This window comes from Pseudoalteromonas sp. SWXJZ10B, from assembly GCF_015864475.1.
GTDB lineage: Bacteria > Pseudomonadota > Gammaproteobacteria > Enterobacterales > Alteromonadaceae > Pseudoalteromonas > Pseudoalteromonas arctica.
Window position 1 is genome coordinate 98,429 of the sequence record NZ_JADYXD010000005.1, and the last position, 15,233, is coordinate 113,661.

The window sequence follows — 15,233 nt, forward strand, 5'->3', positions numbered from 1 at the left end:
ATTATGAAAGTTGAATTTTTTGGTGTTAGAGGCTCAATGGCTTCAGCAGGAAGTAATACACACATTTTTGGAGGAAATACCTCATGTGTGTACATCGAACAAAATAATGGCAAAGATCTCATTTTAGACTCTGGTACCGGTATTGTAGAGCTCGGTACACGTTTACTAGAAACACAAAGTCCTATCAATATTTTGCTAACGCATAACCATTGGGACCATATTCAAGGGTTTCCTTTTTTTAAACCTATTTACCAACCCAACCGCGATATAACTATTACTGTGGGTAACGTTGATGATAAAAAAAGCCAAGATGCCATATTAAAGCAAATGAGTGGTTCGTACTTTCCGGTGTGTTATCAAGATTTACCTGCCAGCATTACGCTTAATACTGATTTATCGTCTCAAAAGCAATTTACACTTAATGATTTTTTGGTTTCGACTGCTCCACTAAATCACCCTGGTGGTGGTACTGCTTATTGTATTAAAGCAGATGAAAAAAAGGTGGCTTACGTTACCGACAATGAGCTAAATCCGCCAGAAAAAGCAAACACAAATATTAGCGAATGGGTCAACTTTATTGAAGGCGCTGATTTACTAATTCATGATGCTCAATTTATAGATGCAGACTTGCCTCTTAAACATGGTTGGGGGCATAGCACCATAGATCAGGTGGCTGAGCTTGCTATAAAAGCGAGTATTAAAAATGTGGTTATTATTAGCCACGATCCATCAAGAACCGATGAACAGTTATTGGCTATAGAAAAATATTTACACACGCAGTACGCTCAACAGGTAAAAATAGAATGCGGCCGAGAAGGACGAGTTTTTGATTTTTAGTCTATCAAGGAGCGTTACTCATTAGCTCCTTAAAACCAATTACTTCAAAGCACTTTTTCATTGGCGCTGTTATTACATTATTAATTGCATCAATAGAGCTATTTTCAACTGGGTCGCTTGCAAAGTTAGTGAACCGCGTAGAAGGTATAATATACGACTCTCGTTTATTACTAACGCTTTCAGAGACGCCTAGGCGTATTGATGAAACCGTTGTAATAATTGATATCGATGAAAAGAGCATGCAAGAACAAGGACGCTTTCCTTGGAGTCGATCAAAAGTAGCCGACCTTGTTACAAAGCTTACTGATGCAGGTGTTATTGTTATTGCATTCGATATATTTTTTTCTGAACAGGAAGAAAACCCTGTTACAAAAATTATGTCTGAAATTCCTGATTTATCAAAAAAGTACACCATCCCCTTTGCTGAAATTACTAAACAAGTCGATGCAGACACAAAACTAGCAAGCGCATTATCTAAAAATGATACTGTTCTTGGTTTTTTATTAATTGATGAACAACTCACTAATCAAAACTTGCCAGCTAAAAGCAGTGTTATATGGGCAAATGCGGATCATACTAATTCACAAATAAACCAGTTTCCTGGTGCTATTGTAAATATTCCACAGTTACAAAATGCTACAACGGGTACCGGTTTTATCAATGCACATAGCGATGAAGATGGTTTTATACGTAAAGCAGCTCTTATAAATCGAGTTGGCAATAAGCTTTATCCTTCTTTAGCACTTGAAGTTGCTCGACTTTATACCCTTGCTGAAAACATAGAAACCCGTTCCAATAGGTTAGATGGTATAACCTTATTCGAAGGTATAAAATTTCAAGATAAGTGGATTCAAACTGATGAGTATGGGCAAATATTAATTCCTTACAAAGGGCGTGCGCATAGCTTCCCTTATTATTCGGCTACCGATATTTTGACCAAAAAAATTGGTTTAGAGGAATTAGAAGGCACAGTAGCCTTTATTGGCACATCGGCAATTGGACTCGCTGATTTAAGATCAACACCTGTTGGTTTGCAATACCCTGGTGTGGAGGTTCATGCCAATATATTTGAAGGATTAATGCACCCAGAGCTACTGCCATCTAAACCTAATTGGTCACTGGGAGCAAGCTTACTCATCATTACATTAACGGGTAGCGTACTGTCGTTTTTTAGCCACGGTAAGAGCGCACGTTTTATTATTGTTTTGTCTCTTACAGTCACAAGTGTCGTTATATTTTTAAACGTTTATTTATGGTCAGTGCAAAAAATTAGTTTACCTTTATTAATGCCTCTTTTACTCATCATTATATTAGCGGGTTATTACATCATTGTTGGTTCTATCGCTGAAATGAAACATAGCCGAAAAATAAAATCTATGTTTGACCAATATATGCCTCCTGAGCGTATAAATCAGATGATATTACAGGGTAAAAGTTTATCTCAAAAAAGTGAGCGAAAAAATATGACGGTGTTGTTTGCCGACATTCGTAGTTTCACTTCAGTATCAGAAAGTATGTCGCCCCATCAGTTAAGTGAATACTTAAACGAATATCTTACGGCTATTACCAAAATCATATTTGATCATAACGGAACTATTGATAAGTACGTAGGCGATATGGTGATGGCATTTTGGAATGCTCCACTAATAGATGAAAACCACGCTCGCCATGGTGTTGAAGCCGCTATGGGTATGATTAACGGGTTAACGCAAGTAAATCAGTTATTTGCAGAAAACAATCAGCCTGCAATAAAAATTGGTATCGGTTTAAGTACTGGCGATATGAATGTAGGTGATATGGGTTCGGTTTACCGTAAAGCCTATACAGTTCTTGGTGATACTGTTAATTTAGGTGCTAGAGTAGAAAGCTTGACCAAATTTTATGGCGTAGCTATTCTTGTTACAGAAGAAACGATGAACGAATGCCCTCATATTTCATTTCGTTTAATAGATAAAGTACAAGTTGTCGGAAAAACAACGGCTATACAGTTGTTTGAGCCTATAAATTTTACAGATAAGCTCGATGAAGAACAGTTAAATGAAGTTAAAAAATCACAGCAGGCCATGACGCTTTTTTATAATAAAAACTGGCCACAAGCGCTTAGCTTATTTAAAGAACTACACAGCACGACCGTATTTAGCTCTGACGTTTATACCATTTTTATCGAACGTATTAAGGGCACTGATTTGCAAACACTAGCTAAGGATTGGAATGGTGCCTTCAAACATACTAAAAAGTAGTAAACATATGCGACAGCACATTAAAGACAAAACAAACCTTCAGCATTTTATCGATATTAGTATTAGGCTAACAACAGAAAAAAACTCGTCTAAGTTACTTGATGAAATACTGCAAGTTGTGATGTCGATAGCAAATTCTGATGCTGGCAGCATTTACTCTATTACCCCAAATAAACAACTCAAGTTTGAAACGGTAATAAATAAGTCATTAAATCTTTATTTAGGTGGCACTTTAGGGAGCCCTGTAGATTTTCCTAATATAGATCTTTTTATTGATGGCAAACCAAACGAAACAGCTATTGTTGCCCACTCTGCAAATTCTGGCGAAGTGATTAACATTCCTGACGTGTATGATGCCCTGCCCTTTGATATGAGCGCAGCTCGCAAAATAGACGCACGCACGGGTTATCGCTCTGAGTCCATGCTAACAATTCCTTTAAAAGATCATGAAGATGACATTATTGGTGTAATCCAGCTTATAAATGTAAAAGATGCGCAAAATAAAAACATTCCTTTTAGTGAAGAGCTTGTCACTCTAATTCGATCTTTTGCCTCTTTAGGCGCTATTTCACTAACTAACTCAACACTAATTAAGGGAATGGAAGATCTTTTTTCAACCTTTGCTGAAACAATTGCGATGGCAATAGATGAAAAGTCTCCTCATACCGGTGGCCATTGTAAACGAGTGCCAGCACTCACGTTAATGCTAGCTGATGCCGTACATGATATAAATAAAGGCCCTTTGGCTTCATTTTCGATGAGTGAGGCCGACCGGCATGAACTTGATATAGCAGGCTGGTTACATGACTGTGGGAAAATCGCGACTCCCGATCACATTATGGAAAAGTCGACAAAACTAGAAACTATTTTTGATCGAATAAAATATGTAGATGCTAAATTTGAAATAATTAGCCGAGATTTAAAAATAGCGTATCAGCAAAAAATCATCTGTGCGATGAAGCTGCAAAAACCTATCGAGGTTCAACAATTTGAACGCCTACTTGATACCGAGCTTAAACAGTTGGCATTAGACCGTGCATTATTACAGCGTGTGAATGTAGGGGGCGAGTTTTTAGGTGATGCAGAACTTGAGCACATTGAACGCATTGCAAACAAATACCAACTCGTTATAAATGATATTAATACACCATTGCTCTCAGCTGATGAAGTTGAAAACTTAACAATACGAAGAGGCACGTTAACCGAAGCCGAACGTGAAGTAATGAAACGTCATATGGATGTAACTAAAAATATTTTAGATGCCCTGCCGTTCCCTAAACACTTAAGCAATGTGACTGAATATGCTTTAGGTCATCATGAAAAACTTGACGGTACTGGTTACCCAAGAGGTTTAACCAAAGAGCAAATGTCGGTGCCTGCAAGGTTAATGGCTATTACGGATATTTTTGAAGCGCTATCTGCAGTAGACAGGCCCTACAAAAAAGCAAAACCGGTCAGTGAGTGTTTATTTATTTTAGGGTCAATGGTTGCTAAAAACCATCTTGATGCTGACATTTTTGCTATTTTTATTGAGTCGCAAGTCTATAAAAATTATATCAATGAATATGCTAACCCAGAGCAGCTAGATGAGGTAGATTTTGATAACTTACCCGGTTACACACCTATAAGTTAGCACCTATAAAGCCATGCCTTTATTCAAAATACGCTTATTACAGCCTATACCTATCCAAACAAAAAAATGCCACCTTACGGTGGCATTTACACACGGGGTTATTTCTACTTATAGAAATCCTTTTACTTTTTATTTGTTTTTTTATGTTGTTTTATTAACAAAAAATATGTTCCCAAAGGTAGCATTTAGCGCTTTGGGTAGCAACAGTAAAAGGTAAAGTTCATATATCTGCCATATTAACGTCATAAAAAAGCGCGAAGTAAATTCGCGCTCGTATACTTAACTGCCGTTATATTTTAATACACACGTATTTTTCTTCTAGGTACTCATCCAGCCCTTGATGCCCACCTTCTCGGCCCAAACCAGATTGTTTAACGCCACCGAAAGGCGCTACTGGGTTTGATATAACACCTTCATTTACACCTACCATACCAAATTCAAGCCCTTCACTAATTCGGTAAATTTGCTTAATATTTTGGCTATAAAAATAGGCTGCTAGACCAAATGGTACATCGTTAGCAAGTGCAAGCACTTCACTTTCTTCATCAAAAGGAATAACCGTTAATACTGGACCAAATACTTCTTCGTGGTAAATATCCATGTCAGTAGTTACGTTGTTTACTATTAATGGGTTTTGAAAGCTGCCACCTAAGTCACTATTATCGCCAATCAACGTAGCACCTTTATCGAGTGCGTCTTGTACTAACTGTTGTACTTTCTCTTTGGCTTTAGGGTAAATGAGTGGGCCAATATCAACATCGTCTTCAAAACCATTTGCCACTTTTAACGCTGCAACCTTAGGCGTGATTTTTGACAGTACTTTGTCGAGAATATTACGCTGTATAAAGATACGGTTTGCAGCAACACATGCCTGCCCACTATTTCTAAATTTAGCCGCCATTAGCCCTTCTACAGCTTCATCTAAATCTGCATTATCAAAAATGATAAAAGGCGCATTGCCGCCAAGCTCCATCGAGGTGCGTTTAATTGTGTCTGCACATTGAGATAGCAACTGCTTACCTACACCGGTAGAGCCGGTAAATGTAAACTTACGCACGACTTCTGAATCAGTCAGCATTTTACCTACTGTTTTGGCATCTTGTGAAACCAGTACATTAAATGCACCTTTAACAAAACCAGCTTGATCGGCCAAATAAGCAAGTGCGATAGCACATAGTGGCGTATGTTCAGAAGGTTTAAGTATAAAGCTACAGCCCGCAGCGTAAGCTGGAGCTACTTTACGAGTAACCATAGCAACAGGGAAGTTCCAAGGCGTTATACCAGCTACAACACCGATAGGCTGCTTAAAGCTAGTTAAACGATGTGAGTCATCAGTTGGCGGAATCACGTCACCGTAACTACGCTTGGCTTCCTCAGCAAACCATTTGATAAAACCTGCACCGTAATCAATTTCACCAAGGGATTCTTTAAGTGGCTTACCTTGCTCTTTGGTCATAAGCTCTGCAAGTGTTTGTTTGTGTTTTATAACTAGCTCATACCAGCGCATCAACGTTTCGCTTCGCTCGGTGGCATTCGTCGCTTTTAATTTAACAAAAGCCCCTTGAGCTGCAGCTATTGCGCTATTTACACCCTGCTCGTCAATATCGCTTACATCAACAATACTTTTTTCGGTCGCGGGATCGTTAACGCTAAAGTGCGTATCAGTCTTATAAAATTCGCCGTTAATAAATGAGTCTGAGAAAATAAGATTACTCAAAATAAACCTCCGAAATAGATTTTAGGGATTGGGTTGAACTCGTAGCAGCGGGTTTACCCCGCGTTTATATAATCTGAAAAATACGAGATCATTTTGATGTTCAAGTTTGAGATTAGAAAAATTTAACTTAAAACGTTTGAGATTTAAAACGCGACATAAAGTCGCTGCTACGTGTTTATGAATGGTTTTTTGAAACAAAAAAGCCGCTGTATCAAACAGCGGCTTTTAATATATACATCGTTAAAAACTAGTGCTCTTCATTAACGATATTGAGATTGTACTTAGGTATTTCAACCACCAAGTCTTCATCTCTTATAATTGCTTGGCAACCAAGGCGTGACTCTGGCTCTAAACCCCATGCTTTATCTAGCATGTCATCTTCTAGCTCATCACTCTCTTGTAGTGAATCAAATCCTTCACGAATCACTAAGTGACACGTAGTACACGCACACGACTTTTCGCAGGCATGCGCAATGCTAATACCATTTTTAAGCGCAGCGTCGAGTACCGTTTGGCCTGTTGGTGCTTCAATTGCAGCGCCGTCAGGACATAATTCAGGATGTGGAAGAAAAACAATTTGTGGCATTCTAATCTCTCTTAAATGTTGTCTACTGACTGCCCTGTAAGGGCCTTTTTTATTGATGCATCCATTCTGCGCGATGCAAAGTCGCTACTCGCATTATCGACTTTTTCGATAGCTGCTTTTATTTCGTTTGGCTCTTGAGCATTTTCGCGTACTTTTACAAGCTCTGCAATTTCTGCTCTTAAATTAGCTAACTGCATTTCATCAAGTAATGCAGCATCGGTTGCAAGTGAAGCGTTCAGCGCCTCTATAACTCGAAGTGCTTCTACTTGTTGCTCTTTAAGCATACGTGCTTGCATATCGCCTTTCGCGTTGCTCATTGACTCTTTTAGCATGTTAGCTACTTGGTCATCAGATAAACCAAACGAAGGCTTCACTTGAATCTCAGCTTGTACGCCTGTTGATTTTTCCATAGCTGAAACACTTAATAGGCCATCAGCATCAACTTTAAAGGTTACACGAATATGCGCAGCGCCTGCCGCCATTGGTGGAATACCTTTTAAGCTAAACTTAGCAAGCGACCGACAATCATCAACAAGCTCACGCTCGCCTTGCAGCACATGTAATGACATGGCTGTTTGGCCGTCTTTAAACGTCGTAAATTCTTGTGCGCGTGCTACCGGAATCGTTGTATTGCGCGGAATGATTTTTTCAACCAAACCACCCATAGTTTCAAGGCCTAGCGATAACGGTAATACATCTAGTAATAACATGTCAGAATCTGGCTTATTGCCAATTAACACGTCAGCTTGAAGCGCGGCACCTAGAGCTACAACACGATCGGGGTCGATTGAAGTTAGTGGTTCTTTATCAAAAAAGCTTTGTACTTGGCTGCGTACCAGTGGCATACGGGTTGAACCGCCAACCATAATAACTTGCAGTACTTCGTCGTTTTCTATGCCAGCATCTTTTACAGCACGACGACACGAGCGCAGCGTTTTTTTAACGAGGGGCATAGCCATTTCGTCAAACGTTTCGCGTGTTACTTCTACGGTGTATTTTTGATCGTCAAACTCAAGACCCACGTTTACTTTAGCGTATTGGCTTAATGCTTCTTTACACGCTTTTGCTTTATTGATGAATAAACGTAAAACTGAAGGTGATAATGCTGACACACCTGTTTGCTGCTTAAAGTAATCAACAAGTAGTGAGTCAAAGTCATCGCCACCTAGGCTTGAGTCGCCACCCGTTGCCATAACTTCAAACACACCTTGGTGTAATCTAAGTACTGAGATATCAAATGTACCACCGCCTAAATCGTAAACAGCAATAATACCTTCTTGCCCAGAATCTAAACCATAAGCAACGGCTGCTGCTGTTGGCTCATTTAATAAACGTAGTACGTTAATACCAGCAAGTTCTGCGGCATCTTTAGTACTTTGGCGCTGTGCGTCATCAAAGTACGCTGGTACTGTGATTACAGCCCCTAAAATTTCTTGATTGCCAAAACTTTGCTCAGCTCGTGCTTTTAATGCAGCTAAAATATGGCTTGATGCTTTAATTGGACTGATTTTACCTGCCGCAGTTTCTATTGCTAGCGCACCATTGTGCTCACAGAAGTCATAAGGTAGTTGGCCATAACTTTGCTCTATTTCAGCCTGAGTTTTACCTAAAAAACGCTTAACCGAAATAAGTGTATTAGCAGGGTCTTGCGTTGCAGCTTGTGCAGCCTCTGCGCCAACAGTAATACCGCCTGCTTGATAACGAACAACCGACGGTAACATAGCCGCGCCGAGATCATCAGTTAACGTGCGAGCTTCGCCGCTTTGTACTGTTGCAACCAATGAATTAGTTGTACCAAGGTCAATACCAATAGCTAGTTTATGTTCGTGTGGTGCCGCGCTCTGCCCCGGCTCAGCAATTTGCAATAATGCCATAATGCTCTTTAAACTCGTGTTGCTCGCTTTGCAGCAAGTAATTAATCGTCAAATAAACTGTCTTCAATGCGCTCTAGTTCGTCACGTAACTTATAAACAAATTTCAGTTTACGAATATTGTCTGCGGCAAGTTGATATTGCTGCTCATCGTTACTTGCTAGTTGTTCTGCAAGTTGTTCACTGTACTGCGCGTTTAGTTGCTTAATTTGTTTTTCAAAATTTGCAATCGCAGCATCAGGATCGCTCGACGATGTTAACTCTTCAAGCTCTTCGCGAAGTTCCATTTGTTGCATTAAGAACATTGGATCTTGCAAGGTTTGCTGCTCGGCACGAATATCAACGCCTAGCTCACTTAACATATATTCAGCACGCTTTACTGGGTGCTTTAATGTTTGTAGCGCATCGTTAATTTCGGCGGCGCTTTGCACAGCCATTAACTTATCGCGGCTGCTCGCATTCGCGTGGCGATCTGGATGTACAGTACGCTGTAATTCCAAGTAGTGCTTGTTAACCGTTGCTAAATCAATATTGTAATCAACGGGAACTGCAAATAATTCAAAGTAACGCATAACTTAAACCAATAATATTCAGAAATAACAAAGCCCTACATTAACTGGCAGGGCTTATTTATACTACAAAGATATTTTAAGCTTAAACGGTAAAGCTTTCGCCACAACCACACTCATCAGCTTGATTAGGGTTTCTAAATTTAAACCCTTCATTTAAGCCTTCTTTAGTGTAGTCGAGCTCTGTGCCATCGATGTAAACTAAGCTTTTAGCGTCAACAATTAATGTTACACCTTTAGCCGCAAAAGTTTCATCGTCTTCGTTTAAATCGTCAACAAACTCAAGTACATAAGCAAGACCTGAACAGCCCGTCGTTTTAATGCCAACGCGCAGGCCTAAACCTTTACCGCGGTTTGCTAAAAATGATTGTACGCGGTTTGCTGCCGCATCTGTCAATGTCACTGCCATGAGTTTCTCTTCTTACTTCGCTTGTTTGCTTTTGTAGTCTGCAATTGCTGCTTGAATTGCGTCTTCGGCTAAAATTGAACAGTGAATTTTCACTGGTGGTAATTCAAGCTCTGCACTGATATCAGTGTTTTTAATTGTCGCTGCTTCGTCTAGCGTTTTGCCTTTAACCCACTCTGTTACAAGTGAAGATGAAGCAATTGCGCTACCACAACCGTAGGTTTTGAATTTTGCATCTTCAATAACGCCTTCGGCAGATACTTTAATTTGCAATTTCATTACGTCACCACATGCTGGTGCGCCTACCATACCCGTTGCCACTGACGGATCATTCTTATCTAGAGTACCTACGTTACGTGGGTTTTCTACGTGGTCGATTACTTTATCACTATAAGCCATTATTCTATCCTCATTACCTGCTAGGGTATGTGCTCACACTATTAGTGGTGAGCCCATTCAACTGAATCTAAATCAATACCTTCTTGATGCATCTCCCAAAGTGGAGACATCTCACGTAGGCGACCGATAGAGTTTTTCATTAATTCGACGGTGTAATCAATCTCTTCTTCGGTAGTAAAGCGACCAATACTAAAACGAATTGAGCTATGTGCTAATTCGTCGTTACGGCCAAGTGCACGTAATACATAAGAAGGCTCTAAGCTTGCAGATGTACAGGCTGAACCTGACGATACTGCAATGTCTTTTACTGCCATAAGTAACGACTCACCTTCAACAAAGTTAAAGCTGATGTTTACAATGCCAGGTACTGATTGGTCTTGCGTGCCGTTAAAGTATACTTCGTCCATATCAGCCATAATGCCGTCGATTAAACGATTACGTAAGGCGCTGATGTGTGCGTGATCTTTTTCGAAATCTTGCTTAGCAATTTTAAACGCTGTACCCATACCCACTAATTGGTGAGTAGCTAGCGTACCAGAGCGCATACCGCGTTCATGTCCGCCACCGTGCATTTGCGCTTCAAGGCGAGCACGTGGTTTACGACGAACGTAAAGTGCACCAACACCTTTAGGGCCATACACTTTATGTGCAGAGAACGACATAAAATCAACTTTAAGCTGTTGCACGTCGATTAGTACTTTACCCGCGCTTTGCGCTGCATCTACGTGGAACATAATTTTACGTTCGCGACACATTTCGCCAATAGTCGCGATATCTTGAATTACACCTAGCTCGTTATTAACGTGCATAATGCTTACAAGTACTGTGTCGTCACGCATTGTGTCGGCAAGTTTTTGTAAATCAAGTAGGCCGTTTTCTTCAACGTCCATGTAAGTTACTTCAAAACCTTGGCGCTCAAGTTCACGACATGTGTCGATTACAGCTTTGTGCTCAGTTTTAGCGGTAATAACGTGCTTACCTTTTTTCTTGTAAAACTGTGCTGCACCTTTGATAGCAAGGTTATTTGATTCTGTTGCACCCGATGTGAAAACAATTTCACGTGGGTCTGCATTAATTAAATCAGCAATATCTGTACGTGCTTTGTCAACAGCTTCTTCTGCTTGCCAACCAAAACGGTGTGAGCGTGACGCAGGATTACCAAACTTACCGTCCATTGTCAGGCATTGCATCATTTCTTTAGCAACACGTTCGTCAACAGGCGTGGTCGCTGCGTAATCTAAATAAATCGGTAACTTCATTTCTTTCTCCGCTGCAGGTCAACCTTAAAGTTGACAGCTTACTTGAATGTTTTCCAACTGCTTAATTGCATTATTAATACTGTTATCTTGGCGCGATGCTATTTCTTTCACATCTGATTTTTCCACCAATTCAGCAAGGGTAATATTATTCAAAAATTCTTCTATGCGTGCGCTTAAGTCTGACCACAAATTATGTGTTAAACAACGCATACCACTCTGACAGCCGGTATCGGCACCTTGGCAACGTGTTGCATCGACCGATTCGTCTACGGCGCTAATAATATCGCCAACAGAGATAACGCTCGCTTCACGCCCTAGTAAATAACCACCACCAGGTCCACGAACAGAACTTACTAGGCCATTTTTACGTAAACGAGCAAATAATTGTTCAAGGTAAGACAAAGAAATTTCTTGTCTTTGTGAAATATCAGCAAGGGCTACAGGACCTACACCTGTGTGTAGTGCAACATCCAGCATAGCTGTAACGGCATATCTGCCTTTTGATGTTAACTTCATAACGCCCCCTGCACAAAAGAGTGCAAATTTTAATTACCAGAGTAAATTAGTCAAGTATTATCACTTGATAAAAATTTGATTTAGAAACTCTTACTTTTAAATTGTAGAGTTAACAAATTTTCAATACTTGACCTCTTTGGTCAAGTATTACAGCCATTGTAATTACCTGAGTAATTTAGTCAAGTATTAGCGCGTTAATTAGTCTAGGTCTTTTATAACTAATAGCTATACCTAAGTTACTTAGGGATAGCCTTATTAATTGAGGTGAGAATACCGCGTAAAATATTCATTTCAGCATCTTCAGGGTGAGCTCGGTTGAACAAACGGCGCAATTTAGTCATAACTAAACCAGGGTGTTGCTTGATGATAAAGCCTGTTTTAAACAACGTGTCTTCAAGGTGATCATAAAACAGCTCAGTTTGCTTTGAGCTCGGGTAAACTGCATCGTCTTCTTCAACCTTTTTAGGTTGTTGATTTAAAAATGCCATGCGAGTTTCGTAGCTAAGTGTTTGTACGGCCATAGCTAAATTAAGCGAGCTGTACTCTGGATTAGCAGGAATACATACATGGTAATTACAAAGCTGTAATTCTTCATTAGTTAAACCACTGTTTTCACGACCAAATACTAGCGCTACAGGACCATTTACGGCTTCAGCAACGAGCTTTTCACCACATTCACGTGGTTCAACCATTGGCCACGAAAGCGTACGAGAACGCGCACTTGTGCCAATCGTTAAAGTACAGTCAGCGATAGCTTCTTCAACGGTACCTACAATAACTGCATTGCCTAAAACATCAGTTGCGCCTGCAGCTAATGCACTTGCTTGGCTGTCTATTTCGCAAGCAGGATCAACTAAATAAAGTTTTGATAAACCCATGGTTTTCATGGCGCGAGCCGCCGAACCAATATTGCCCGAATGTGACGTGTTAACTAAAACAATGCGAATATCATCTAAGATCATTACTGTGCTACTTTGCTATGCCAAAAAATTGCGCAAATTCTAACATGAAAATGTAATAAGATCCTAGATTCAAAAGGCTAGATCCTATGATCAAACCCAATATAACAATTCTTACATGGGTAAATTCTAGGGATATAACGCCGATTTGTTTTGATGCTTAAACCATTGCCGCCTTTACATAGACATCAAAACGGTTCTTTTTGGTTTTGATCTGCATACTTGGGGTTTTTTCGTTTAAGAATGGAGCGTAATCGGGGCGCTTTACAACGACACGCTTACTGGCAAGTGGATAGGCAAAATTAAGTAGGTCGTCAGCGTCGTTGTCTGCACCAACAAGCTCTTGAAACACGCGCATTTCTTTTTTGACTAATGCTGATTTTTCGCGATGCGGGAACATAGGATCTAAATAAACAACATCAGGCATGCTTTCGCATTGAGAGAGCAAAGTATGGCTTGAGCCAAATATTAGGCTCATGTTTTCTTTCATCCACAAACCAATTTCAATATCGCTATAGGCTCGCTTTAAACCATCGTATAAAAGTGCAGCTACAACCGGGTGACGTTCATGTAATATAACTTTGCACCCTAGCGAGGCAAGTACAAAACCATCTCGCCCTAAACCAGCGGTAGCATCAAGTACAACAGGCGTTGCGCCTTTATTTAAACCCACCGCTTTGGCAATTGCTTGCCCTTTACCACCGCCAAACTTACGCCTATGGGCGGCAGCACCGGTTACAAAATCAACGTTAATTGCACCTAGTTTAGGCTCGTCGGTTTTAAATAGACTTAACCCTTTATCATCGTAATGTAAGCTAAAGCCACTGCAATTTTGCGCCCATTGGGCTAAACCAAAGCGTGTTTCTAATTCATTTAAATAAGGGCGTAACTCTTTAAAAGCACACTGAATAACCACAATAAACTCCGACGATAAAATACGCCTGTAGTATATCAACCGCTTTACTTTAAAGCACTAAAATAGCTCTATATCACTATGATGATTCGCATTGACCTTTGCGGCTTCCGCTTTAGTACGTAAATTGGATATAAGTTCATTGCGGCTTTCGGCAACTTGTTTAAGCTGATATTTGATAAAGGCTAAATCACTATTAGCCGATACAAATAACTGCATTGTTTGATCCAATTGAGATATATATAAAGTGAGATCCGCAGGGTTTGCTTGTGTTTGTTGTAGCTTAATAGCGCAGTCAAGTTCATGTAGCTGCTCTATAAACACTTTAGTACTTTTGTTTTGCTCTACATTTTGAGTAGTTAACTGCTTAACAATATCTTGAAGGGCTGTACTTATTTGAGCTGCTTGCTCATAACTGCTCTCGCTTCTTTCCATAGTCACAACCTTTTCGTTGGTCGCTTCTAATATATGCGGAAACAGATCTTTGTAGCGCCCATATAAAACATCGTTATCAACGGGCATATTTTTTATCAAAAGGGACACTTTGGGATAATTAATAATAGTACTACTACCAATATCAACAAATCGTTTGGCATGTCTATGTTGCTCAAGCAACTCTTGTTCTAATGGGCAAACACCACTTTGCTGACTATAAAACATACCTTTGCTTTGATACCAAAACACAACCACAACATCTAAATTTAATGGAGCAAAAAATGCTAAAAAATATTCACTTAACGATTGAAAGTTATTAGCGTGATAACTTTGTCCAACGTAGCGCATTATACGCCCCATATCGCCTGACTCTGTCATTGCTATTTCAGCTGTTTTATTCGCTTTTACTATATCCAATTTTAGTTTTGCGCATTTTTGCCTATATTCGTAAAGTACCTTTATTCGCGCTATTAACTCTTCTGCATTAAAAGGTTTTGTAATGTAATCAGATGCGCCGACGCTATAACCTTTTACCCGATCGCTTAGCTCTATTTTAGATGAGAGAAACATAACGGGAATATCCTGAGTATTTTGACTTTGCTTTATTGTTTTACATACGTCATAACCTGACATACCTGGCATTTCAATATCGAGTAAAATAATATCTGGGTTGTATTTATTGGTTAGCCTTAATCCTTCATCGCCATCTTTTGCATGAATTATTTTACAAAACCCTGCTAAAGACTCTTCAATTATATGATGAACATACTTGTCGTCATCAATTGCCAATACCAACTTTGCCATGCCTTAGTCCATTTTATTAGGTGTGCTAAAAGCATAGTACGGTAGGATGAAATTACTAAAAATTATTAGATAATAATTTTAAAATAATA

Annotated in this window: 14 protein-coding genes; 3 read left to right on the forward strand and 11 right to left on the reverse strand. The window is 39.7% G+C overall.

All coding sequences use genetic code 11. From position 1 onward, the window contains the following. Positions 1-3: 3 nt before the first annotated feature. The 3 genes from I6F54_RS06580 to I6F54_RS06590 all read left to right on the forward strand — a co-directional run bounded on the left by I6F54_RS06580 (position 4) and on the right by I6F54_RS06590 (position 4,710). The gene (locus I6F54_RS06580) at positions 4-837 is read left to right on the forward strand and encodes an MBL fold metallo-hydrolase (RefSeq protein WP_197140435.1); all 834 of its coding nucleotides are present in this window, start codon (positions 4-6) and stop codon (positions 835-837) included. 128 nt (positions 838-965) lie between these two features. Further along, the gene (locus I6F54_RS20450) at positions 966-3,077 is read left to right on the forward strand and encodes a CHASE2 domain-containing protein (protein ID WP_331458714.1); all 2,112 of its coding nucleotides are present in this window, start codon (positions 966-968) and stop codon (positions 3,075-3,077) included. Beyond that, positions 3,049-4,710, forward strand: a complete 1,662-nt coding sequence (locus tag I6F54_RS06590; protein ID WP_197140437.1) for an HD family phosphohydrolase — start codon at positions 3,049-3,051, stop codon at positions 4,708-4,710. The genes I6F54_RS20450 and I6F54_RS06590 overlap by 29 nt, the downstream gene beginning before the upstream one ends. Before the next feature lie 289 nt (positions 4,711-4,999). On the opposite strand, the gene I6F54_RS06595 is transcribed toward I6F54_RS06590, so the two are convergent. The 11 genes from I6F54_RS06595 to I6F54_RS06645 form a co-directional block, all read right to left on the reverse strand. Beyond that, the gene (locus tag I6F54_RS06595) at positions 5,000-6,427 is read right to left on the reverse strand and encodes an NAD-dependent succinate-semialdehyde dehydrogenase (protein ID WP_197140439.1); all 1,428 of its coding nucleotides are present in this window, start codon (positions 6,425-6,427) and stop codon (positions 5,000-5,002) included. A gap of 247 nt (positions 6,428-6,674) precedes the next feature. Further along, positions 6,675-7,013, reverse strand: a complete 339-nt coding sequence (gene fdx / locus I6F54_RS06600) for an ISC system 2Fe-2S type ferredoxin (protein WP_007586379.1) — start codon at positions 7,011-7,013, stop codon at positions 6,675-6,677. Between the two features lie 11 nt (positions 7,014-7,024). After that, complete coding sequence (hscA, locus tag I6F54_RS06605) at positions 7,025-8,887, reverse strand: Fe-S protein assembly chaperone HscA (RefSeq protein ID WP_197140441.1); 1,863 nt, start codon at positions 8,885-8,887, stop codon at positions 7,025-7,027. Positions 8,888-8,928: 41 nt separating this feature from the next. Further along, entirely contained in the window at positions 8,929-9,456 is a 528-nt protein-coding gene (gene hscB, locus I6F54_RS06610; RefSeq protein WP_197140443.1) for a co-chaperone HscB, read from the reverse strand. Between the two features lie 82 nt (positions 9,457-9,538). After that, positions 9,539-9,862: an iron-sulfur cluster assembly protein IscA gene (iscA, locus tag I6F54_RS06615; RefSeq protein WP_007377674.1), complete on the reverse strand. Its 324-nt coding sequence runs from the start codon at positions 9,860-9,862 to the stop codon at positions 9,539-9,541. A 12-nt stretch (positions 9,863-9,874) separates the two neighbouring features. Further along, positions 9,875-10,258: a Fe-S cluster assembly scaffold IscU gene (iscU, locus tag I6F54_RS06620; RefSeq protein WP_007377675.1), complete on the reverse strand. Its 384-nt coding sequence runs from the start codon at positions 10,256-10,258 to the stop codon at positions 9,875-9,877. 41 nt (positions 10,259-10,299) lie between these two features. After that, positions 10,300-11,517: an IscS subfamily cysteine desulfurase gene (locus I6F54_RS06625; RefSeq protein WP_197140445.1), complete on the reverse strand. Its 1,218-nt coding sequence runs from the start codon at positions 11,515-11,517 to the stop codon at positions 10,300-10,302. Between the two features lie 24 nt (positions 11,518-11,541). After that, positions 11,542-12,033, reverse strand: a complete 492-nt coding sequence (gene iscR, locus I6F54_RS06630) for a Fe-S cluster assembly transcriptional regulator IscR (RefSeq protein ID WP_007586371.1) — start codon at positions 12,031-12,033, stop codon at positions 11,542-11,544. 236 nt (positions 12,034-12,269) lie between these two features. After that, complete coding sequence (trmJ, locus tag I6F54_RS06635; RefSeq protein WP_024589846.1) at positions 12,270-12,995, reverse strand: tRNA (cytosine(32)/uridine(32)-2'-O)-methyltransferase TrmJ; 726 nt, start codon at positions 12,993-12,995, stop codon at positions 12,270-12,272. A 157-nt stretch (positions 12,996-13,152) separates the two neighbouring features. Beyond that, positions 13,153-13,908 carry a class I SAM-dependent methyltransferase gene (locus I6F54_RS06640; protein WP_024589847.1) on the reverse strand — a complete coding sequence of 252 codons (756 nt, stop codon included), beginning with the start codon at positions 13,906-13,908 and terminating at the stop codon, positions 13,153-13,155. Positions 13,909-13,965: 57 nt separating this feature from the next. Further along, on the reverse strand, positions 13,966-15,144 hold the full coding sequence (locus tag I6F54_RS06645; protein ID WP_197140446.1) for a response regulator transcription factor: 1,179 nt from the start codon (positions 15,142-15,144) through the stop codon (positions 13,966-13,968). Between the last annotated feature and the right edge of the window lie 89 nt (positions 15,145-15,233).